Genomic DNA, 21696 nt, shown 5'->3' on the forward strand with positions numbered 1-21696 from the left:
AGACGCGGGTCACGAGGGAGACACCGGACTCCTTCAGCAAGACGCGGGACGCGGGGAGGACCCCGGGCACGGGCGGGCACGGCGCACGCAACCGTGTGGTGCGCACCCCCGGCGGGCTGTCGTTCCGGCTGGACGTACGGGCGTGCGCCGTCGTCGCCCTGCTGCTGGTGGCGGCGCTCACCGCGAGCGTCGTACTGATCGGCACCGGTGACTTCCCCATCCCGGCCGGTGACGTCCTCAGGACGCTGCTCGGCAACGGCGACGCCGGCCAGGAGTTCATCGTCAACGAACTGCGGCTGCCCAGGGTCCTGGTCGGACTCCTCGTCGGGGCCTCGCTCGGGCTCGGCGGAGCGCTGTTCCAGTCCATCTCCCGTAATCCGCTGGGCAGTCCGGACGTGCTCGGCCTCTCGCAGGGCGCCACCGCCGGCGCGCTGGTCGTCATCGTGCTGTTCTCCGGCAGCGCGAACCAGGTGGCCCTCGGGGCGCTCGCCGGCGGTCTGGTCACCGGGTTCGCGATCTACGCGCTGGCGTGGAAGCGGGGCGTACACGGCTACCGGCTCGTGCTGGTCGGCATCGGCGTCTGCGCGATCGTCACCGCCGTCAACGGCTATCTGATCACCAAGGCCGACCTCGTGGACGCGGCCCGCGCGGTCGTCTGGATGACCGGATCCCTCGGCGGCCGTGACTGGGCCCAGGTCTGGCCGCTGCTGATCATGTGCGTGATCCTCGTACCGCTGGTGCTCGGCAACGCGCGCGGGCTGCGGATGACGGAGATGGGCGACGACGTGTCGTACGCCCTCGGAGTGCGCGTCGAGCGGGTGCGGCTGCTGCTGATGGTCTCGGCCGTGCTGCTCACCGCCGGGGCCACCGCGGCCGCCGGGCCGGTGAGCTTCGTCGCCCTCACCGCACCCCAGCTCGCGAAGCGGCTGACCCGCTCGCCCGGCCCGAACCTGGTGCCCGCCATGTGCATGGGCGCGACCCTGCTGATCGTGGCCGACTGGGCCTCCCAGCGGGCCTTCGGCGCCGACCAGCTGCCCGTCGGCGTCGTCACCGGCGTGCTCGGCGGCGTCTACCTGTTGTGGCTGCTGGTCACCGAGCGGAAGGCCGGGCGGATATGAGCGCGCCGGCGGATGCGAACGGCAGCGCGCCGGAGAACGAGAACGACAGCGTGCCCACGAACAAGAACGGCAGCGCATCGGCGAACAAGAACGACAAGAGGAGCACCGTGAACCGCCTGTCCGCCGAGGACGTCACCCTCGCCTATGACCAGCGGGTCATCGCCGAGCAGCTGTCGGTGGAGATACCCGACAACTCCTTCACCGTGATCGTCGGCCCCAACGCCTGCGGCAAGTCCACACTGCTGCGGGCCCTGTCCCGGATGCTGAAGCCGTCGCAGGGTCGGGTGCTGCTCGACGGCCAGGTCATCCAGTCGATGCCCGCCAAGAAGGTGGCGCGGACGCTCGGTCTGCTGCCGCAGTCCTCGATCGCGCCCGACGGGATCACCGTCGGCGACCTGGTGGGCCGGGGCAGGTACCCGCACCAGGGGCTGCTGCGGCAGTGGTCCCCCGAGGACGAGCGGATCGTGCGCGAGTCGATGGAGTCGACCGGGGTCGCCGAGCTGGCCGACCGTTACGTCGACGAACTGTCCGGCGGCCAGCGCCAGCGTGTCTGGATCGCCATGGCGCTGGCCCAGCAGACGCCGCTGCTGCTGCTCGACGAGCCGACCACCTTCCTGGACATCCAGCACCAGATCGACGTGCTCGACCTGTGCGCCGAACTCCACGAGGAACAGGGCCGCACGCTGGTCGCCGTGCTGCACGACCTCAATCACGCCGCCCGTTACGCCACCCACCTCGTCGCCCTGCGCGACGGCTCGGTGATCGCGGAGGGCGCCCCCTCCGAGATCGTCACGGCCGAGCTGGTCGAGGAGGTCTTCGGACTGCGCTGTCAGGTCATCGACGACCCGGAGACGGGGACGCCGTTGGTGGTGCCGGCGGCCCGCGTGGCACGGATCGGTGCCGGGCGGATCGTGGAGTCGGCCGCTACAGCAGCTTCCTGAGCTGGAGCAGGTCCCGGAACCCCGCCTCCAGCTTCACCCGGCCGGAGCCCCAGGCCTTGGCGAAGTTCAGTTCGCCGCCGACGAGGGCCACGAGGTCGTCGCCCGTCATGGCGAGCCGGATCTGGGCCTTCTCGGCGGGCGGTCCCTGGAGGGTGTCGTGCACCTCGATGCGCCCGTCGCGCATGCGTCCCACGAAGGTGACGTCGAGATCCCTGACATGGCAGCTGACCGAGCGGTCGAGGGCCGTCGCCTCGCCCACGTGTCCCTGGGCGCCTGCCATGGTGTCCGAAAGCTTTTCGAGTGCGGCGCGGCACTCCTCAATCGTTGCCATCGCGGTCGACGGTACCCCAGAGCTTCGCGGTAGCGTCTGGGCATGAGCGACTCTTTGCCCGAGGTCGAGGCCGGGGTGGAAGCGGTGGTTCCGGCGGCGGCCGGCGAGTCCGTCCCCGCGTCGGAGCCCCGGGTCGCCGAACCCGGGGACGACCCCGCCGGCCCGGCCCCGCTGAACGTGCCCCGCACCCCCACCGGCCACCCCGAGGTCGACACGGCCCTCGACCGGCTGGCCGACGCCGACCACCTCGCGACCGACGGCCATGTGGAGGTGTACGAGGATGTACACCGGGGGCTGCGCGACGCGCTCACCGCGCTCGACGCCCGCCCGGGACCTCCGGGGCCCCCACGGCCATACGAGAGCAGGAGCTGAACCCACCGTGGCAGGAGTCGCACGCCGCCGTCTGGACGCCGAACTGGTCCGGCGGAAGCTCGCGCGCTCGCGTGAGCACGCGAGCCAGCTGATCGCCGCCGGGCGGGTCACCGTCGGCAGGACCGTCGCGACGAAGTCCGCCACCCAGGTGGAGACCGCCGCCGCGATCGTGGTCGTGGCCGACGACGGCGACCCGGAGTACGTGTCCAGAGGCGGCCACAAGCTCGCGGGCGCCCTCGCCGCCTTCGTGCCGCGTGGGCTGGCCGTCGAGGGCCGCCGCGCGCTGGACGCCGGCGCCTCCACCGGCGGCTTCACCGACGTCCTGCTGCGGGCCGGCGCCGCGCAGGTCGTCGCCGTGGACGTCGGATACGGACAACTCGCCTGGAGTCTGCGCAGCGATGAACGCGTCACTGTCAAGGACCGTACGAACGTACGCGAGTTGACGCTCGAAGCGATCGATGGGGAGCCTGTGGATCTTGTCGTGGGGGATCTGTCCTTCATCCCGCTCGGCCTGGTACTGCCCGCACTGGTGCGGTGCGTGAAGCCGGACGCCGATCTGGTGATGATGGTCAAGCCGCAGTTCGAGGTGGGTAAGGAGCGGCTGGGCAGTGGGGGAGTGGTACGGAGTCCGGAGCTGCGCGCCGAGGCGGTGCGCGGGGTGGCCCGGCGGGCCGGGGAACTGGGGCTCGGGGTGGCGGGTGTGACGGCCAGTCCGCTGCCCGGACCCTCGGGCAATGTCGAGTACTTTCTTTGGCTGCGTGCCGGCGCTCCCGCGCTGGACCCGGCCGACGTCGACCGAGCAGTGGCGGAGGGGCCGCGTTGAGCAACGACCGATCTCGAACCGTTTTCCTGCTGACCCACACCGGGCGGCCGGCGGCGATCCGCAGTGCCGAACTCGTCGTCAAGGGGCTGCTGCACCACGGCATCACGGTGCGTGTCCTGGAGCACGAGGCCGAGGACATCCCGGTGCCGGAGGAGGTGGAACTCGTCAAGGAGGCCACCCCGCAGTGCCTCGACGGGTGCGAGCTGCTGATCGTCCTCGGCGGTGACGGCACGCTGCTGCGCGGCGCCGAGTTCGCCCGCGCGTCCGGGGTGCCGATGCTCGGCGTCAACCTCGGCAGCGTCGGCTTCCTCGCGGAGGCCGAGCGGGACGACCTCGACAAGGTCGTCGACCGGGTCGTCACCAGGGCGTACGAGGTCGAGGAGCGGATGACCGTCGATGTCGTCGTTCATCAGAACGGGAACATCGTCCACACGGACTGGGCCCTCAACGAGGCGGCGGTGCAGAAGGCGGGCGCCGAGAAGCTGCTGGAAGTCGTCCTGGAGATCGACGGCCGGCCGGTGACCGGGTTCGGGTGCGACGGGATCGTCCTGTCGACGCCGACCGGGTCCACGGCGTACGCGTTCTCGGCGGGCGGGCCCGTGGTGTGGCCCGAGGTGGAGGCGCTGCTGATGGTGCCGATCAGCGCGCACGCGCTGTTCGCCAAGCCGTTGGTGACGTCACCGGATTCCGTGCTGGCGGTGGAGGTCCTGCCGCACATCCCGCCGGGGGTGCTGTGGTGCGACGGGCGGCGGACCGTGGAGCTGCCGCCGGGGGCGCGGGTCGAGGTGCGGCGAGGGGCTGTGCCGGTGCGGCTGGCCCGGCTGCATCACGCGTCGTTCACGGACCGGCTGGTGGCCAAGTTCGCGTTGCCCGTTTCCGGGTGGCGGGGGGCTCGGCACTAGCGCGAGGTGAGGGGGCGGGGACCGTCGGGACCGCGAGCTCGTCGTGGTGGTTCGCGCCCGCGCGGCGGAGCCGCGTATCGACGCAGTCCCGCGCCCCTTCCCGAGCGCGCTGTAGCTCTCCGGGGTGACATAGGTGCCGGGGCGCGTCGCGGTCCGCCTCCCCGACCTCGTATGGTCGTGTCCGTGTTGGAGGAGATGCGGATACGGTCGCTCGGAGTCATCGACGACGCTGTCGTCGAGTTGTCGCCCGGCTTCACCGCCGTGACGGGTGAGACGGGCGCGGGCAAGACCATGGTGGTCACCAGCCTCGGCCTGCTGCTCGGCGGGCGGGCGGATGCGGCGCTCGTGCGGATCGGCGCGAAGAACGCCGTCGTGGAGGGCCGGATCACCGTGCCCGAGGGCGCGTCGGCGATTCTGCGGGCCGAGGAGGCCGGGGCCGAACTCGACGACGGGGCGCTGTTGATCAGCCGTACCGTCTCCGCCGAGGGTCGGTCGCGGGCTCACCTGGGCGGGCGTTCGGTGCCGGTGGGCGTGCTCGCCGAGCTGGCCGACGAACTGGTCGCCGTGCACGGGCAGACCGACCAGCAGGGGCTGCTGAAGCTGTCCCGGCAGCGGGCGGCGCTCGACCGGTACGCGGGGGACGCGGTCGCCGTGCCGCTCACCAAGTACGGCGAGGCATACCGCCGGCTGCGGGCCGTGGCCGGCGAACTCGACGAGATCGTCACCCGCGCGCGTGAACGGGCCCAGGAGGCCGACATGCTGCGCTACGGCCTCGACGAGATCGCCGGGGTCGAGCCGCGGGCGGGTGAGGACGTGGAGCTGGCCGAGGAGGCCGAGCGGCTCGGGCACGCGGAGGCGCTGGCGTCCGCCGCCACGGCCGCGCACGCGGCGCTCGCGGGCAACCCCGAGGACCCGGAGGGCGTGGACGCCACCACGCTCGTCGCGGGCGCGCACCGGGCGCTGGAGGCCGTGCGGTCGCACGACCCGGCGCTCGCGGCGCTCGCCGAGCGGATCGGGGAGATCGGGATCCTGCTGGGCGACGTGGCGGGGGAACTGGCGGGATACGCCGACGACCTGGACGCCGACCCGCTGCGGCTGGCGGCCGTGGAGGAGCGCCGGGCCGCGCTCACCGCGCTGGCGCGGAAGTACGGCCAGGACATGACCGCCGTGCTGTCGTGGGCCGAGGAGAGCGCCCAGCGGCTCACCGAACTCGACGGCGACGACGAGCGGATCGAGGAGCTGACCGCCGAGCGGGACGCGCTGCGGGGGGAACTGGGCGGACTCGCGCAGGCCCTGACCGACGCGCGCACCGAGGCCGCCGACCGGTTCGCCGCCGCCGTCACCGCGGAGCTGGCCTCCCTCGCGATGCCGCACGCGCGCGTGTCGTTTCAGATCCGGCAGAGCGACGATCCCGAGGGCGTCGAGGTGGACGGGCGTACGGTCGCGTACGGGCCGTCGGGCGTCGACGAGGTCGAACTGCTGCTCGCCCCGCACCCGGGGGCGCCGCCCCGGCCCATCGCCAAGGGCGCGTCCGGGGGTGAGCTGTCGCGGGTGATGCTGGCCGTCGAGGTCGTCTTCGCGGGGACCGACCCCGTGCCGACGTACCTCTTCGACGAGGTCGACGCCGGTGTCGGCGGCAAGGCCGCGGTCGAGATCGGCCGGCGCCTCGCCCGGCTCGCCCGGTCGGCGCAGGTCGTGGTCGTCACCCACCTGCCCCAGGTGGCCGCCTTCGCCGACCGGCAGCTGCTGGTGGAGAAGACCAGCGACGGGTCCGTGACCCGGTCCGGTGTGAAGGTCCTGGAGGGCGAGGAGCGGGTGCGGGAGCTGTCGCGCATGCTCGCCGGCCTGGAGGACTCCCAGACGGCGCGCGCACACGCGGAGGAGCTGCTGGCGGCGGCCCGCGCGGACGCGTAGGGCCGGACTCCGGCCGCCGCTCCGTCGGCCCTGAGCGAACAGGGCCGGGGGCAGGGCGGGAAGGAGCGCGGCGGGAGGGGCGCGGAGGGGCAACCTCGTACGGGAGTTCACTCGTGTGGGTGACCCTGGGTCCGAGGTTGCCCGCCCTTCCGGTTCTCCCGCCGTCCGGCTGTGCCGGAACACCCTTGCGACCTGGCATCCTTGGACAGGAGCGACGTAGCAGGACGTGCCGCGTGGACCGTGCGGAAGTACCTCGAACGGTCCACCCCCCACCGGCCGGTCCTTCGATACGTTTCTTCGTGACCGTCCGACCCCGAGCCAGGAGCCCCGGCCACGTGAGCCACGTGAGCAGCCACTCACCGCACGGCCAGTCGCCGCTGCGAACCGTACAAGTGCTCGGCGGTGGCAGCGCGGTGAGCAGTGCGCATGTGCGGTCGCTGGCCTCGGGACTGGTCGCCCGGGGCGTGCGGGTCACCGTGTGCGCCCCCAGTGACGCCGACGGCCGGTACGACTTCACCGGCGTCGGTGCCCATCACGTCCACGTGCCCCGCAGCAGCGACCCCGCCTCGGTGGCCAGCCTGCGCAGCGCCTGCGCGGACGCCGACCTGGTGCACGCGCACGGCCTGCACGCCGGCTTCCGCGCCACCCTCGCGCTCGGCCGGCGCACCACCCCGCTCGTCGTCACCTGGCACACGCGTTCGTACGCGGAGGGGGCGCGGGCGCATCTGCTGCGGCTGCTGGAGCGCCGGGTCGCCAAGGCCGCGGCCGTGGTCCTCGGCACCTCCTCCGACCTGGTCGACCGGGCCCGCAGCCGGGGCGCCCGCGACGCCCGGCTCGCCGCCGTCGCCCTGCCCGGGCCGGGCCGGACCGGCACCGGCGACGACCAGGACCGGCCCGCCTGCAAGGTCCGGGCCGAACTGGGTGCCACGGCACGCCCGTTGCTCATGGCCGTCGGTGCGCTCGACCGCCACCGGGGATATGACACCCTGCTCGACGCCGCCCGGGCCTGGCGCGGCCTCGACCCGGCGCCGCTGCTCGTCGTCGTGGGCGAGGGGCCGCTGCGGAGCGTCCTGCAGCGCCGTATCGCGCAGGAGGAGCTTCCCGTACGGCTGGCCGGGCGGCGCGACGACGTGGCCGAGCTGATCGCGGCCGCCGACCTCGCGCTGCTGCCCGGCGGCCCCGAGGCCCGCCCCGTCCTCGCCCAGGAGGCGCTCCGCGCGCGCGTGCCGCTCGTCGCCGCCGCCGTCGGATCGGTGACCGACCTGGTCGGCGACGGCGCCGAACTCGTCCCGTACGGCGACGCGGGGGCGCTCGCCGCGGCCGTCACGCGCCTGCTCGACGACCCGGCCCGCTGTGCGGGGCTGCGTGAGCGGGGCACGCGGCAGGCCGCCACCTGGCCGACCGAGGACGAGACGGTGGCCCAGGTGCTCAGCGTCTACGACGAGCTGACCCGGCCGCGGCCCCTCGGCTGACGCACACCGGCCGATCCGCACCCGAGGGGGCGCACCCTCAGGAGACGTGCCGACGGGCCCGCAGGGCCAGGCTCAGGGCCAGGACGGCCTGCGGGTCGTCCAGGTCGGTGCCGAGGAGTTCGCCGATGCGAGCGAGGCGGTTGTAGAGCGTCTGGCGGTTGAGGTGCAGTTCACGGGCCGTCTCCGCCTTCCTGCCCGCGTGCGCCAGATAGGTCTCCAGGGTCGGCAGCAGCGAGGGTTTGGCGCGGTCGTCGTGGTCGCGCAGCGGACCGATCGCGCGGTCCACGAAGGCGGCGAGGTCGGGGTGGTCGCGCAGCCGCCACAGCAGCAGGTCGATGTCCAGGCGCCGGGCGTCGTACCAGGGGCGGTCGGCCAGGCCCTGGGCGGCCGTCGCGGTCTCCGCCGCGTGCCGCAGGCCCGCCGAGGCGGCCGTCCAGCCGCCGGGCACGCCCACGACCACCACGGGCGGCCGCCCGCCCGGCCGCCGCATCCCGGCCCGCTCCGCGCCGGCCCGCAGCGCCGCCGCGGCCCGGTCGGCGACCGCCGTGCGCTCCGACTCCGCGCGCAGGCCCAGCAGCAGCGGGACGCGGCCCTCCACGGGGCGTACGCCGAGCAGGAGGGGCGCACCCACGCAGGCCAGCTCCTCGGCGACCGCGCGGGCGAGGACGGCCCAGCCACCCCCGTCGGGGGCGAGACCGTCGGCGAGCTTCATGACGACCGGGAGCAGGGGACCCGAGCCCGGCCGGAAGCCGAGGACGCGGGCCTGCGCGGGCGCGTCCTCCGCCCGGACCCGGCCCTCGGCGAGATCGGTGAGGAAGTCGCCGCGTCCGCGCGCCGCCAGCTCCTCCTCCTGCCGGGCCTGCATCAGGACGACGGCGAGGACCCCGGCCGCGCGCTCGGCCGCCATCCGGTGCACGGGGGCCAGGGGGCCGACGACCGGGAGGAGCACCAGGCGGGCCCGGACCGAGCCCGTGGCGGGGCCGCCCCCGGGCACGTCGACGAGGGTCGTCCCGGCCGGCGGCGCGTCCTGGTGCCGGTCACGCACCCCCTCCCACACCTGGAGCGGATCGGTGTCCGCCGGGCCGGTCCCGGCGGCGTACAGGAGCTGGCCGTCGGCGGTCTCCAGGAAGACCGGGTTGCCGCTGAAGGCGGCCAGGATGTCCAGGACCTGGGGGATGCCGCCCCCGCCGAGCAGGGCCTCGGTGCAGCGGCGGTGCACCTCCTCGGCCTGCTGGAGGAGCGCGTAGTGGCCGTTGACGATCTCGGTGTGGATCTCCTCGGTGACCGTCACGAAGGCCACCTCGCGGTGCAGCTGGACGAGGGGCAGGCCGGCCGAGCGCGCCGTCTCCACCAGGGCCGCCGGGAGCCGGGCGAAGCGCGGGCCCAGCTCGACGACCAGGGCCGAGATGCCGCGCTCGGCGAGGGTCCGCACGAACGCGCGCTGGTCGGCGGGGCGCGTGCCGAGCCCGTACCCGGTGGTCAGCAGCAGCTCGCCGCCCTTGAGGAGCGAGGCGATGTTCGGGACCTCGCCCGCGTGCACCCAGCGCACGGTCCTGTCCAGCCGGTCGGCGCCCGCCAGGACCTCCGGCAGCCCGCCGCGCAGACCGGGCAGCTCCAGGGCCCGCCGCACGGTGATACCGCCCTGCGCCTCGCGGCCGTCACCTGGTGCGCGGCTGTCACGGGTGTCCATGCAGCGGACGGTACCCGGTCGTCAGGCCGGGGGGATGTTGTGGTTGTAGCGGAAGACGTTGTCGGGGTCGTACCGGGCCTTCACCGCCGTCAGCCGCCGGTGGTTGTCGACACCGACACCGGCCACCACACGGTCGACGCCCTCGTCGCCGACGAAGTTGAGGTAGACCGCGCCGGTGCTCCACGGCCGTACGTCGGCGCGCACGTCTCGTACCCACCGCACGCACCGTTCGTCGTCCGCCGGATCCGACCAGACGCCGAAGGGATGCACGACCCAGGGGGCGTCGCGGTAGGGCACGGGGTACTGGCGGGGGCCGTCGGCGATGGCGCCGCCCAGGGGGAAGAGCACGTGCTGGGTACCGGTCGGCACGGGCATCGACCAGGCGCGGGCGGTGAAGACGTCCACCACCGCGTCCGGCAGACCGGTCAGATGCTCCGCCGACCAGTAGTTCCGCATCCCCGGCGGGTCGTCGATCATGCACTGCACGTCCGCGTACGGCATCGCGCCGACGATCTCGGCCTCGTGCGGCATCGCCAGCAGCGGCTGGGCGGTCTTGAGCATGTCGTCCTCGGTGCCCGCGTACGTCAGCAGGACGCCGCAGACCAGCCTGCCCACGAGGTGTTCGGGCACGAACTCCTCGGGCGGGCCGGTGAAGTACAGGACACCGCCGCTCGCCTCCCGCGGGCCCGTCTCGATGACCTCGCGGTAGACACGCATCACCTCCGGGCCGTGTTCCGGGAGGTAGAGCAGCAGGGCGATGGCGAACGCGGGCAGTTCGTGCAGCCGGAGGGTGAGCGTGGTGGCCACGCCGAAGTTCCCGCCGCCGCCGTGCAGCGCCCAGAACAGGTCCGGGTTCTCCTCGGCGCTCGCGTGGACCGCCTGACCGTCGGCGGTCACCAGGTCGACGCCGAGCAGGTTGTCGACGGCGAGCCCGAATGTGCGGTCCAGCCAGCCGCTGCCGCCGCCGAGGACGAAACCGCCGACGCCCGTGGTCGACGCCCGGCCGCCCGTGGTCGCCAGGCGGTGGGGTTCGGTGGCGCGGTCGAGATGGCTCATGGTGGCGCCGCCTCCGACGCGGGCGCTCAGGGAGCCGGGATCGACCGTGACGGCGTGCATCCGGCGCAGGTCGATGACGAGCCCGTTGTCGTTGAGGGCCATGCCGGCCACGCTGTGACCGCCGCCGCGCACCGCGATCGGCAGGTCCAGGTCACGGGCGAAGCGCACGGAACGGACGACGTCGGTCTCGTCCGCGCACTGCGCGATCACGGCCGGACGCCGGTCGATCATGGCGTTGAAGACCGTACGGGCCTCGTCGTACCCCGGATCCTCCGGCGCGAACACGTCGCCGGTCAGGTCCTCGCGCAGCGCGGTGAGAGCCGCGCGCGCCTTCGAGAGGGGAGCCATGGTGAGCCGCCCCCTTTCGTTCGGGGGACTGGGCTCCTTCCAGGCTAGGCGGGGGCGGTGGATCGGTCCTGTTCGGCGGAGCCACCTGTGCCGACGGGCGCGAACGGTTGCCGTACGCGCCCGCCCGCGCACGGGACCGCCGCCGCGCGCCCCGGTCCGCCGCCGTGCGCGCCGGACCGGAGGGCGCGTTCAGCCGCCGTACGCCCCCGAAGCGGTCAGCCGCAGGGCCGTGTCGATGAGGGGGACGTGGCTGAAGGCCTGCGGGAAGTTGCCGACCTGGCGCTGGAGGACCGGGTCCCACTCCTCGGCGAGGAGACCCAGGTCGTTGCGGAGGGAGAGCAGCTTCTCGAAGAGCTTGCGGGCCTCGTCCACGCGGCCGATCATCGCCAGGTCGTCGGCCATCCAGAACGAGCAGGCGAGGAACGCGCCCTCGTCGCCGGGCAGCCCGTCCACGCCCTCCTGCGCGCCGGAGGTCGGGTAGCGCAGGATGAAGCCGTCCGGGGTCGACAGCTCGCGCTGGATCGCCTCGATGGTGCCGATGACCCGCTTGTCGTCCGGCGGCAGGAAGCCCATCTGCGGGATCAGCAGCAGCGAGGCGTCCAGTTCCTTGGAGCCGTACGACTGGGTGAAGGTGTTGCGCTCCTTGTCGTACCCCTTCTCGCACACGTCCCGGTGGATGTCGTCGCGCAGCTCGCGCCACTTCTCCAGCGGGCCGTCCGCGTCACCGGACTCGATGAGCTTGATCGTGCGGTCCACCGCGACCCAGGCCATGACCTTGGAGTGCACGAAGTGCCGGCGCGGACCGCGCACCTCCCAGATGCCCTCGTCCGGCTCGTCCCAGTGGTCCTCCAGGTAGCGGATCAGCTTCAGCTGCAGGAGGGCGGCGTAGTCGTTGCGGGCCAGGCCCGTCATGTGGGCCAGGTGCAGGGCCTCGGTGACCTCGCCGTACACGTCCAGCTGGAGCTGGTGCGCGGCGCCGTTGCCGACCCGGACCGGGCCCGAGTTCTCGTACCCGGGCAGCCACTCCAGCTCGGCCTCGCCCAGCTCCCGCTCACCGGCGATGCCGTACATGATCTGCAGGTTCTCCGGGTCGCCGGCGACGGCCCTGAGCAGCCACTCGCGCCAGGCGCGGGCCTCGTCGCGGTAGCCGGTGCGCAGCAGCGAGGAGAGGGTGATGGCCGCGTCCCGCAGCCAGGTGTAGCGGTAGTCCCAGTTGCGGACGCCGCCGATGTGCTCCGGGAGCGAGGTGGTCGGCGCGGCGACGATGCCGCCGGTGGGCGCGTACGTCAGGGCCTTCAGCGTGATCAGCGAGCGGACCACGGCCTCGCGGTACGGGCCGTGGTACGTGCACTGGTCCACCCAGTCGCGCCAGAACTCCTCCGTGGCGACGAGCGAGGGCTCGGGCTCCGGCAGCGCCGGGGGCTGCTTGTGCGAGGGCTCCCAGGAGATCGTGAAGGCGATCCGGTCGCCGGGCGTCACCGTGAAGTCGGCGTAGGTGGTCAGCGCCTTGCCGTACGTCTCGCACTCGGTGTCGAACCACACGGAGTCCGGTCCGGCCACGGCCACCGTGCGCCCCTCGTGCTTGTGCACCCAGGGCACCACCCGGCCGTACGAGAACCGCATGCGCAGCGCCGAGCGCATCGGCACCCGGCCGCTGACGCCCTCCACGATCCGGATCAGCTGCGGGGCGCCGTCACGGGGCGGCATGAAGTCCGTCACACGGACCGTGCCGCGCGGGGTGTCCCACTCGGATTCCAGGATCAGCGAGTCGCCGCGGTACCGGCGGCGGGAGGCCGTCGGCGGCTCGGCGTCCGACGCGTGCGCGGGGCCCAGTCTCCAGAACCCGTGTTCCTCGGTGCCGAGCAGTCCCGCGAAGACGGCGTGGGAGTCGAAGCGGGGCAGGCACAGCCAATCGACCGTGCCGTCCCGGCAGACCAGCGCCGCTGTCTGCATGTCTCCGATGAGTGCGTAGTCTTCGATGCGCCCGGCCACGTGCAACTCCAGTCGAACGGCCACGTCGTCGCCCCCCGAGGGGCGGTCGCTGTGCGGTGTGCGGTCAAGGGACCCATGGGATCGGCAAAGGAACCATGTTTCCAGAGTGATCCAAGGGACGGTGTCATGCGATGTCGCTCAACGATCCTCAACGCATAGGAGGCGATCGTTGCTCAACGGACTGACGAACTCTTGTGATTGCCGGAGACGGGCTGGGGTGGTGCCGTCGCGCCGGCCGCGCTCGGCAGCGAGTGTCCGAAGAGGATACGACGCGCCGGAGGGCTCCGCGTGCCGCTCCAGGCAACACAAGTGGGCCGAACGGGTGAGCCAAGGGTGGAGGCCGGCCCAGGTTCACCGACTGTCGTAAGAGCTCCGTGTCGGCCCGTGCGCGGAGCGTGGCCGGAAGCGATCGTGTTCTGTCGCTGATACCCTGGTAGCCCGTGGACCGGTGGGCGCCCCAGTCGAAAAAAGTCGCACGAGGAACCCCCGAACCGCAGCGAAGGCACCCCCGACGGATGAGTTCGGGCGGCGGCCGACCCGCATACCGAACCGCGACCACGGGAGCCCCCTCTTGGCCATGCCGCCCGCTGCTTTTCGAAACACGACGACCAAGCACATCTTCGTCACCGGGGGTGTCGCCTCCTCGCTCGGCAAGGGTCTGACCGCCTCCAGCCTCGGCATGCTGCTCAAGGCCCGCGGTCTGCGCGTCGTGATGCAGAAGCTCGACCCCTACCTGAACGTCGACCCGGGCACGATGAACCCCTTCCAGCACGGTGAGGTGTTCGTCACCAACGACGGCGCCGAGACCGACCTGGACATCGGCCACTACGAGCGCTTCCTCGACCGTGACCTCGACGGCTCGGCCAACGTCACCACCGGCCAGGTCTACAACACGGTCATCGCCAAGGAGCGGCGCGGCGAGTACCTCGGCGACACCGTGCAGGTCATCCCGCACATCACCAACGAGATCAAGCACCGCATCCGGCGCATGGCCTCCGACGAGGTCGACGTCGTCATCACCGAGGTCGGCGGTACGGTCGGCGACATCGAGTCGCTGCCGTTCCTGGAGACCGTCCGGCAGGTCCGCCACGAGGTCGGCCGTGACAACGTCTTCGTCGTCCACATCTCGCTCCTGCCGTACATCGGGCCGTCGGGAGAGCTGAAGACGAAGCCGACCCAGCACTCGGTTGCGGCCCTGCGCAACATCGGTATCCAGCCGGACGCGATCGTGCTGCGCTGCGACCGTGAGGTGCCGGCCGCGATCAAGCGCAAGATCTCCCTGATGTGCGACGTCGACGAGGACGCCGTGGTCGCGTGCCCCGACGCCCGGTCGATCTACGACATCCCGAAGACCGTGCACCGCGAGGGCCTGGACGCCTACGTGGTCCGCAAGCTGGACCTGCCGTTCCGTGACGTGGACTGGACGACCTGGGACGACCTGCTCGACCGCGTCCACAACCCGCTCCACGAGATCAACCTCGCGCTGGTCGGCAAGTACATCGACCTGCCCGACGCCTACCTCTCGGTCACCGAGGCCCTGCGCGCGGGCGGCTTCGCCAACAAGGCCCGCGTGAAGATCAAGTGGGTCACCTCGGACGACTGCCGGACCCCGGCCGGCGCCGCGGCCCAGCTCGCCGACGTCGACGCCATCTGCATCCCCGGCGGCTTCGGCGACCGGGGTGTCTCCGGCAAGGTCGGCGCCATCCGGTACGCCCGCGAGAACAGGATCCCGCTGCTCGGCCTCTGTCTCGGCCTGCAGTGCATCGTGATCGAGGCCGCGCGCAACCTGGCCGACATCCCGGACGCCAACTCCACCGAGTTCGACTCCGCCACCGCGCACCCGGTCATCTCCACCATGGCCGAGCAGCTCGACATCGTCGCCGGTGAGGGCGACATGGGCGGCACCATGCGGCTCGGCATGTACCCGGCCAAGCTGGCCGAGGGCTCGATCGTGCGCGAGGTGTACGACGGCAAGGAGTACGTCGAGGAGCGCCACCGTCACCGCTACGAGGTGAACAACGCCTACCGCGGGGAACTGGAGAAGAAGGCCGGCCTGCAGTTCACGGGCACCTCGCCCGACGGCAAGCTCGTCGAGTACGTCGAGTACCCGCGCGAGGTCCATCCCTACCTGGTCGCGACCCAGGCGCACCCCGAGCTGCGCTCCCGTCCGACCCGCCCGCACCCGCTGTTCGCGGGGCTGGTGAAGGCGGCCGTGGAGCGCAAGACCGGTAAGTAGAAACCGGGCGGCGCCGGAGCTTGTACGGTGACCGGGGTACGCGTCTTTCGGGACGTGTGCCCCGGTTTCTTTTGTGCAGGTGTGGGAGGACGAGTCGACATGACGATCAAGGACATCGCCGAGCAGTGGGAGGTCCGGGCGAGCGAGACGCCGTTCGTCGGCAAGAAGACCTCCGTGCGCACGGACGACGTGGTCATGCCCGACGGGTCGGTCGTCCGCCGCGACTACCAGGTGCACCCCGGGTCCGTCGCCGTCGTCGCCGTCGACGACCAGGACCGGGTGCTGGTCATCCGGCAGTACCGCCACCCCGTCCGCGAGAAGCTGTGGGAGATCCCGGCCGGGCTGCTGGACGTGCCCGGCGAGAACCCGCTGCACGCCGCCCAGCGCGAGCTGTACGAGGAGGCGCACGTCAAGGCGGAGGAGTGGCGGGTGCTGACCGACGTCTACACCACGCCCGGCGGCTGCGACGAGGCCGTGCGGATCTTCCTGGCCCGGGACCTCTCCGAGGCCGAGGGCCGGCGGTTCGACGTGGAGGACGAGGAGGCCGACATGGAGTTGGCCCGGGTGCCGCTGGACGAGCTGGTGCGGGGGGTGCTCGCGGGGGAGCTGCACAACAACTGCCTGGTGGTGGGCGTGCTTTCGCTGGTGGCGGCGCGGGCGCAGGGCGGCGTCGAGGGGTTGCGCCCCGCCGAGGCGGCCTGGCCTGCGCGACCCTTCGAGGCGTAGGGCGCACGGGGTCGTCGCCCCCTGCGAGGGGATGCGAGCCGTCTTCGCGGCATCCCGTGGGCACCGGTCGTACGATCTGCTGATCCGATCGAGCGACCTCACCGCCCTGCTCCACCCGGATCGTCGCAGAGCGTGAACTAGGCTCGGGAATCGCCCGCACCGGAGTCCCGGCGGGCTTGCTCGTGCGGTGGGACGGGAGAGTGGCCCGTGGCGGATCAGGCGGTGGACCTCGGGGGTGCCCGGGTGTCCGGTACAGGGCGGCCCCCGGCTGTCGAGGCCGCCCCCACGGACAGTCAGTTCCTCGGCCGGGCACGCGAGTTGAAGGAACTGCGGGCCGACATCGACCGCGCGGGGCTCAACACCCTCGCCGGCCGCAAGGCGCCCCACGCGCGCGTGCTGCTCATCGCCGGCCGGCCCGGTTTCGGCCGCACCGCGCTCGCCGAGGAACTCGTCCGGCAGGTTACCGATGGTTACCCCGACGGGGTGCTGCGGACCCGGCTCACCGAGCCCGATGGCACCCGCGTGCCCGTCGAGCGCGCGGCGCGGGAACTGCTCGGGGAGCTGGGGCTGGCGGCGCCGGCCGGCGCCGACGAGGACGACCTCAGCGAAGCCCTGCGGGAGGCGCTCGCCGACCGCCGGGTGGTGCTCCTGCTGGACGACGCGGCCGACGCCGAACAGGTCGACGCGCTGCTGCCGGACACCCCCGACTCCCTGGTCGTGGCGGTCTCCGGGGGGCCGCTGACGGGCATCTCCGACGTCCGCCCCTGCACCCTGGGCGGACTGGACACCAAGTCCGCCGTGGAGCTGCTGGAACGCTTCAGCGGCTCGGTGCGCATCACCGTGGACCCTCGCTCGGCCGAGGGGCTCGCCGAGGTGTGCGGGTCCCAGCCCGCCGCACTGCGGCTCGCCGGCGGCTGGCTGGCCGCCCGGCCGACCGTGGCCGTCTCCGACCTGGCAAAGCAGCTGCGCGCCGAGGACGACGACAGTCCGCCCCTCGCCCGGGTGCTCAAGCTGGCGTACGCCTCGCTGCCGCCCGCCGCCGCCCGGATACTGCGTCTGCTCGCCCTCGCCCCGGCGGGCCTGGTCGACCCGCACATCGCCTCCGGGCTCGCCGGCTGCTCGGTCGGCGCGGCCCGCACCACGCTGGACGACTTCGTCGCCCTCGGCTTCCTGCACCAGGCCGACACGGCGCTCCCGCAGTACGAGATCCCGGGCTGCCTCCAGCCGCTGCTGTGGTCCCTCGCCGAGAGCCAGGAGCGGCCGGGTGAGCTGCGGCTCGCCCGCGCGCGGATGCTGGAGCGGACGGTAAGGCTGCTCCAGTCCTGCCGGGCCGTCACCGAGACCGACAGCCCGCTCGCCCGCGAGAAGCTCCTCGCCATGCCCAAGGCGCTGCGGTTCCCGACCCCCAGGGCCGCCGAGGAGTGGCTGCGCGCCCGGCGGCCCGCGCTGCTGGCCGCCGCACGGCTCGCGGTCGCCGACGGGGAGCTGGACACCCTCGCCCGGCGGCTGATGTCCCAGCTGGTCCGGGCCATGGTCGCGCACTTCGGCACCCAGGCCGCGGCCCCCGATCTGTACGGCATCCACGGGCTCGTCCTCGATGTCGCCGAGCGCCGCGCCCTGCCCCGCGAAGAGGCGGCGGCCCTGCTGAACCTCGGTGACCTGGACGCCCGCACCGGCCGTACGCGGGCGGCACTGGCCCGCTACCGGGCCGCGCTCGACGCCGGACGGCGGGCGAACGACCCGTACGCGACCGGCCGCGCGATGGAATCCGTAGGCGGTGCGCACCAGGAGCTGGAGGACTACGACCGGGCCGCCGACTGGTTCGGCCGCGCGCTCGCCCAGCGGCTCGCCCGGGACGAGCGCGAGGACGCCGCCCGGCTGTACGGCCGGATCGCCACCGCGCACACCTACGCGGGCCGCTACGGCGAGGCGCTGCGCAACTGGAGCTCGGCGCTCACCGGCCACCGCAGACTCGGTGATGTGGGCGCCCAGGCACGGGCGTTGGGCGAGATGGCGCGCGTCCAGGAGTACGCGGGGCGGCCCGAGGAGGCGCTGCGGACGTGTGAGGAGGCGGCTCAGTGGGCCCGGCGCGCCGACGACACCCGGTTGCAGGCCGCGATCCAGCTGCGGACCGCCGACACCCTGGAGCGGCTCGGCGATCCGGCGGCGGCCCGGCTGCACCGGGCGGCCGCCGAGCGGCTCCTCGGCGACGGGGCCCCGGACCCCGAAACCCATGAGATCGAGCCGGAACAGGACGCTAACGCCTGCGAAATCCGTAGTGCATCCGCGAAAGATTGATGCATTGAAAGGCTAGACAGCGGGGACACCTTCATTAAACTGGCTACGCCGCCGGTTCTCCTGCGGTGTCTCCCGGTGCGCTCCGATGCGTACGGGTATGTCCTGCACTGCGTGGGCATGTGCCGCTGTACGGGCGAGCCCCCACACACCCTCCGAGTCAAGGACCGTGATCGACGTGAAGGTCGGCATCCCCCGCGAGGTCAAGAACAACGAGTTCCGGGTGGCCATCACCCCCGCCGGTGTGCACGAGCTGGTGCGCCACGGCCATCAGGTCGTCATCGAGCAGGGCGCCGGTGTCGGCTCGTCGATCCCGGACGCCGAGTACGTCGCCGCCGGCGCCGAGATCCTGGCCACGGCCGACGAGGTGTGGGCCACCGCCGACCTGCTGCTCAAGGTCAAGGAGCCCATCGCCGAGGAGTACCACCGCCTCCGCAAGGACCAGACGCTCTTCACCTACCTGCACCTGGCCGCCTCCAAGGAGTGCACCGACGCCCTCGTCGAGTCGGGCACGACCGCGATCGCGTACGAGACCGTCGAGCTGCCGAGCCGCGCGCTGCCGCTGCTGGCACCGATGTCCGAGGTCGCCGGCCGGCTCGCCCCGCAGGTCGGCGCCTACCACCTGATGCGTGCCAACGGCGGCCGCGGGGTGCTGCCCGGCGGTGTGCCGGGGGTCCTGGCCGGCCGGGCCGTCGTCATCGGCGGTGGCGTGTCGGGCTGGAACGCGGCGCAGATCGCCATCGGCATGGGCTTCCACGTGACCCTGCTCGACAAGGACATCAACAAGCTCAAGGAAGCCGACAAGATCTTCGGCACGAGGATCCAGACGGTCGTCTCCAACGCCTTCGAACTGGAGAAGGCCTGCCTGGAGGCCGACCTCGTCATCGGCGCCGTCCTCATCCCGGGCGCCAAGGCGCCGAAGCTGGTCACCAACGAGCTGGTGTCGCGGATGAAGCCCGGGAGTGTCCTTGTCGACATCGCGATCGACCAGGGCGGCTGCTTCGAGGACTCCCGGCCCACCACCCACGCCGAGCCGACCTTCCCGGTCCACGGATCGGTCTTCTACTGCGTCGCCAACATGCCCGGCGCGGTGCCCAACACCTCCACCTACGCGCTGACCAACGCCACGCTGCCCTACATCGTGGAACTCGCCGACCACGGCTGGGCCGAGGCGTCGCGCCGCGACCCCGCGCTGGCCAGGGGCCTCAACACCCATGACGGCAGGGTCGTTTACCGCGAGGTCGCCGAGGCGCACGGGCTGGAGCACGTCGAGCTGGCGTCGCTGCTCGTCTGACCCGCCGCCCGGCGCGAGCCGTCGCGGGAGCCGCCCGGCGCGGGCCGCCGACCCGCCGGTGACCTGGCGCGGGGCGGATCCCGACCGGCTGCTTCAAGTCACCTTTCGGTAAAAGGCGATACGTCAACACAGGTCGTCAACAGCACCTTCCCGGCCGGATCTTGCCCGACAAGGTCCGGCCGGATGTGTGTATGGTCACTTTGCGACACTCGCGCAACTCGCCTCGAACGTAACCGTTCGGATGTTTCGCGCACCGGTGAATCCTGCCGTGCGACGGCCCTACGCCCTTGACAGCCGCATGTTTCATTGCCGACACATCGGGCCGGGTCCGGCGGATTGTGTTGCTGCGGACCGCCGACACGCCATAGAGTCGCCAGCTGTCGGCATGGTGCCACGCTGACCTATCTAGAAGTTTCCTGGTCACCAAGGAGGTAAGACGACTTGTGAATGAGTCGACATTTACTCCCGGGGGTGGTCAACCAGGAATGCCTGCGCCGGTCTCGGGTCCCACGGGGTTCGCGGCTGTCGGCTCGGTCGCTGTCCGCACCTTCGCGGCCCACCAGAGTCAGCAGCCGGCCGGGCTAACTCCGACAGCACTCCAGAGCATGGATGGCCAACACGTGAACGCCATGGCCGGCGACGGAAGTGGCGGGGTCCACAACCACTTCGCCGACTACGACGAGCTGCCCGACGGGCACTTCTACGACCCCGACGCCGAGTACGAGCCCGATCCGGAGTACGCGGCCACGCTCGCGCCCGACGCGGCCCGCCAGCGCCGCGAGCGCATCGGTCCGACCGGTCGCCCGCTGCCGTACTTCCCGATCCCGGGCCCGCTGACCGACCACGGTCCCGCGAAGATCATCGCGATGTGCAACCAGAAGGGCGGCGTCGGCAAGACGACGTCGACCATCAACCTGGGGGCCGCGCTCGCGGAGTACGGCCGCCGGGTCCTGCTCGTCGACTTCGACCCGCAGGGTGCCCTCTCGGTCGGCCTCGGTGTGAACCCGATGGAGCTCGACCTCACCGTCTACAACCTGCTCATGGAGCGGGGCATGTCGGCGGACGAGGTCCTGCTGAAGACCGCGGTACCCAACATGGACCTGCTGCCGAGCAACATCGACCTGTCGGCGGCCGAGGTCCAGCTGGTCTCCGAGGTCGCGCGCGAGTCCACGCTGCAGCGCGCGCTCAAGCCGCTGCTGGCCGACTACGACTACGTCGTGATCGACTGTCAGCCCTCGCTCGGCCTGCTCACCGTGAACGCCCTGACGGCCGCCCACAAGGTGATAGTTCCCCTGGAGTGCGAGTTCTTCGCACTGCGCGGGGTCGCGCTGCTGACGGAGACCATCGAGAAGGTCCAGGAGCGGCTCAACCCCGACCTGGAGCTCGACGGCATCCTCGCCACCATGTACGACTCCCGCACCGTGCACAGCCGTGAGGTTCTCGCGCGCGTCGTCGAGGCGTTCGACGAGCACGTCTACCACACGGTCATCGGGCGCACGGTCCGCTTCCCGGAGACCACGGTCGCCGGTGAGCCGATCACCACGTACGCCTCCAACTCCGTCGGCGCCGCCGCCTACCGCCAGCTCGCCAGGGAGGTGCTCGCCCGGTGTCACGCCGAGTGAGTCTGCCGGGGGCCGACGAACTCTTCCGTACGACAGGGGGAATGGCGCTGCAGCCGTCCACTCCCCGGCGGGGGGCCAACGGAGAAGCCCGTGTGCCCGCTCCCGCCGGGGACAGCGACGGGGCCGCCGCCGCGGAGGACGCTCCACCGTCCGTGCCCGTGCGGGGCGGTGACGGCGAGGGGGCCGAGCATGTGGCCGCGGACGCCGAGTCCGACGGCGAACAGCCGCGCAGTCGCTCCGCCGCCGCCGGTGCCGAGCGGGCCGCCGCGGCCGGACGTCTGCCGAAGCCGCAGGAAGGTTCAGCCGCCGCCGGACCCCGCAAGAAGGGGCGGGCCTCCGGGCGCCGGCCCAGCGGGCGGGAGCGGCACGACGAGAAGATCACCGTGTACGTCTCCGCCGAGGAGCTCATGGATCTCGAACACGCGCGGCTGGTGCTGCGCGGGGAGCACGGGCTGGCCGTGGACCGCGGGCGGATCGTGCGGGAGGCCGTCGCCGTGGTGCTGGCGGATCTGGAGTCCCGGGGAGACGCGAGCATCCTCGTCCGACGGCTTCGTGGGCGTTAGG

The 21696-nt window shown here is 72.5% G+C and carries 17 protein-coding genes; 13 read left to right on the forward strand and 4 right to left on the reverse strand.

Going from position 1 to position 21696, the window contains the following annotated elements; genetic code table 11:
• Positions 1-95: 95 nt before the first annotated feature.
• The gene (locus STRBO_RS0114390; RefSeq protein ID WP_028796648.1) at positions 96-1118 is read left to right on the forward strand and encodes a FecCD family ABC transporter permease; all 1023 of its coding nucleotides are present in this window, start codon (positions 96-98) and stop codon (positions 1116-1118) included.
• The gene (locus STRBO_RS0114395) at positions 1115-2059 is read left to right on the forward strand and encodes an ABC transporter ATP-binding protein (RefSeq protein ID WP_005484901.1); all 945 of its coding nucleotides are present in this window, start codon (positions 1115-1117) and stop codon (positions 2057-2059) included. The genes STRBO_RS0114390 and STRBO_RS0114395 overlap by 4 nt, the downstream gene beginning before the upstream one ends.
• Here the strand turns inward: STRBO_RS0114395 and STRBO_RS0114400 are convergent.
• Positions 2043-2390 carry an SCP2 sterol-binding domain-containing protein gene (locus STRBO_RS0114400; RefSeq protein WP_028796649.1) on the reverse strand — a complete coding sequence of 116 codons (348 nt, stop codon included), beginning with the start codon at positions 2388-2390 and terminating at the stop codon, positions 2043-2045. The two genes, STRBO_RS0114395 and STRBO_RS0114400, sit on opposite strands and share 17 nt — an antisense overlap.
• Positions 2391-2432: 42 nt before the next feature.
• On the opposite strand from STRBO_RS0114400, the gene STRBO_RS0114405 reads away from it, so the two are divergent.
• From STRBO_RS0114405 to STRBO_RS0114425, 5 genes are all read left to right on the forward strand, one after another.
• Positions 2433-2762, forward strand: coding sequence for a hypothetical protein (locus STRBO_RS0114405; RefSeq protein WP_028796650.1), 330 nt, complete (start codon positions 2433-2435; stop codon positions 2760-2762).
• A gap of 7 nt (positions 2763-2769) precedes the next feature.
• Positions 2770-3585, forward strand: a complete 816-nt coding sequence (locus tag STRBO_RS0114410; protein ID WP_005484905.1) for a TlyA family RNA methyltransferase — start codon at positions 2770-2772, stop codon at positions 3583-3585.
• Complete coding sequence (locus STRBO_RS0114415; protein WP_005484906.1) at positions 3582-4487, forward strand: NAD kinase; 906 nt, start codon at positions 3582-3584, stop codon at positions 4485-4487. The genes STRBO_RS0114410 and STRBO_RS0114415 overlap by 4 nt, the downstream gene beginning before the upstream one ends.
• Before the next feature lie 171 nt (positions 4488-4658).
• Positions 4659-6401 (forward strand): DNA repair protein RecN, encoded by a 1743-nt coding sequence (recN, locus tag STRBO_RS0114420; protein WP_005484908.1) that lies wholly within the window; start codon positions 4659-4661, stop codon positions 6399-6401.
• Positions 6402-6736: 335 nt separating this feature from the next.
• Positions 6737-7873 carry a glycosyltransferase family 4 protein gene (locus STRBO_RS0114425; protein WP_028796651.1) on the forward strand — a complete coding sequence of 379 codons (1137 nt, stop codon included), beginning with the start codon at positions 6737-6739 and terminating at the stop codon, positions 7871-7873.
• A gap of 37 nt (positions 7874-7910) precedes the next feature.
• Here the strand turns inward: STRBO_RS0114425 and STRBO_RS0114430 are convergent, their stop codons facing one another.
• The 3 genes from STRBO_RS0114430 to STRBO_RS0114440 all read right to left on the reverse strand — a co-directional run bounded on the left by STRBO_RS0114430 (position 7911) and on the right by STRBO_RS0114440 (position 12959).
• Positions 7911-9563 carry a PucR family transcriptional regulator gene (locus STRBO_RS0114430; protein ID WP_005484913.1) on the reverse strand — a complete coding sequence of 551 codons (1653 nt, stop codon included), beginning with the start codon at positions 9561-9563 and terminating at the stop codon, positions 7911-7913.
• A 21-nt stretch (positions 9564-9584) separates the two neighbouring features.
• Entirely contained in the window at positions 9585-10967 is a 1383-nt protein-coding gene (locus STRBO_RS0114435; protein ID WP_005484916.1) for an FAD-binding oxidoreductase, read from the reverse strand.
• Between the two features lie 189 nt (positions 10968-11156).
• A complete protein-coding gene (locus tag STRBO_RS0114440; protein ID WP_020114360.1) occupies positions 11157-12959 on the reverse strand; it encodes a glycoside hydrolase family 15 protein in 1803 nt (600 codons plus the stop codon).
• Positions 12960-13536: 577 nt separating this feature from the next.
• On the opposite strand from STRBO_RS0114440, the gene STRBO_RS0114445 reads away from it, so the two are divergent.
• The 6 genes from STRBO_RS0114445 (at position 13537) to STRBO_RS0114470 (ending at position 21695) form a co-directional block, all read left to right on the forward strand.
• Entirely contained in the window at positions 13537-15195 is a 1659-nt protein-coding gene (locus tag STRBO_RS0114445; RefSeq protein ID WP_005484920.1) for a CTP synthase, read from the forward strand.
• A 99-nt stretch (positions 15196-15294) separates the two neighbouring features.
• The gene (locus STRBO_RS0114450) at positions 15295-15921 is read left to right on the forward strand and encodes an NUDIX domain-containing protein (RefSeq protein WP_020114361.1); all 627 of its coding nucleotides are present in this window, start codon (positions 15295-15297) and stop codon (positions 15919-15921) included.
• 207 nt (positions 15922-16128) lie between these two features.
• Positions 16129-18219, forward strand: a complete 2091-nt coding sequence (locus STRBO_RS0114455) for a tetratricopeptide repeat protein (RefSeq protein ID WP_005484922.1) — start codon at positions 16129-16131, stop codon at positions 18217-18219.
• Between the two features lie 166 nt (positions 18220-18385).
• Entirely contained in the window at positions 18386-19510 is a 1125-nt protein-coding gene (ald, locus tag STRBO_RS0114460) for an alanine dehydrogenase (protein ID WP_005484924.1), read from the forward strand.
• Positions 19511-19995: 485 nt separating this feature from the next.
• Entirely contained in the window at positions 19996-21132 is a 1137-nt protein-coding gene (locus tag STRBO_RS0114465) for a ParA family protein (protein WP_078531617.1), read from the forward strand.
• A complete protein-coding gene (locus tag STRBO_RS0114470) occupies positions 21117-21695 on the forward strand; it encodes a hypothetical protein (protein WP_005484927.1) in 579 nt (192 codons plus the stop codon). The genes STRBO_RS0114465 and STRBO_RS0114470 overlap by 16 nt, the downstream gene beginning before the upstream one ends.
• The last annotated feature ends 1 nt before the right edge of the window (position 21696 follow it).

The organism is Streptomyces bottropensis ATCC 25435 (assembly GCF_000383595.1).
GTDB lineage: Bacteria > Actinomycetota > Actinomycetes > Streptomycetales > Streptomycetaceae > Streptomyces > Streptomyces bottropensis.

Coding starts and splice junctions, on each gene's coding strand:
- STRBO_RS0114395 (WP_005484901.1), top strand. CDS start 1,115: ATGAGCGCGCCGGCGGATGCGAACGGCAGCGCGCCGGAGAACGAGAAC.
- STRBO_RS0114400 (WP_028796649.1), bottom strand. CDS start 2,390: ATGGCAACGATTGAGGAGTGCCGCGCCGCACTCGAAAAGCTTTCGGAC.
- STRBO_RS0114405 (WP_028796650.1), top strand. CDS start 2,433: ATGAGCGACTCTTTGCCCGAGGTCGAGGCCGGGGTGGAAGCGGTGGTT.
- recN (WP_005484908.1), top strand. CDS start 4,659: ATGGTCGTGTCCGTGTTGGAGGAGATGCGGATACGGTCGCTCGGAGTC.
- STRBO_RS0114430 (WP_005484913.1), bottom strand. CDS start 9,563: ATGGACACCCGTGACAGCCGCGCACCAGGTGACGGCCGCGAGGCGCAG.
- STRBO_RS0114435 (WP_005484916.1), bottom strand. CDS start 10,967: ATGGCTCCCCTCTCGAAGGCGCGCGCGGCTCTCACCGCGCTGCGCGAG.
- STRBO_RS0114445 (WP_005484920.1), top strand. CDS start 13,537: ATGCCGCCCGCTGCTTTTCGAAACACGACGACCAAGCACATCTTCGTC.
- STRBO_RS0114450 (WP_020114361.1), top strand. CDS start 15,295: ATGACGATCAAGGACATCGCCGAGCAGTGGGAGGTCCGGGCGAGCGAG.
- STRBO_RS0114465 (WP_078531617.1), top strand. CDS start 19,996: ATGCCTGCGCCGGTCTCGGGTCCCACGGGGTTCGCGGCTGTCGGCTCG.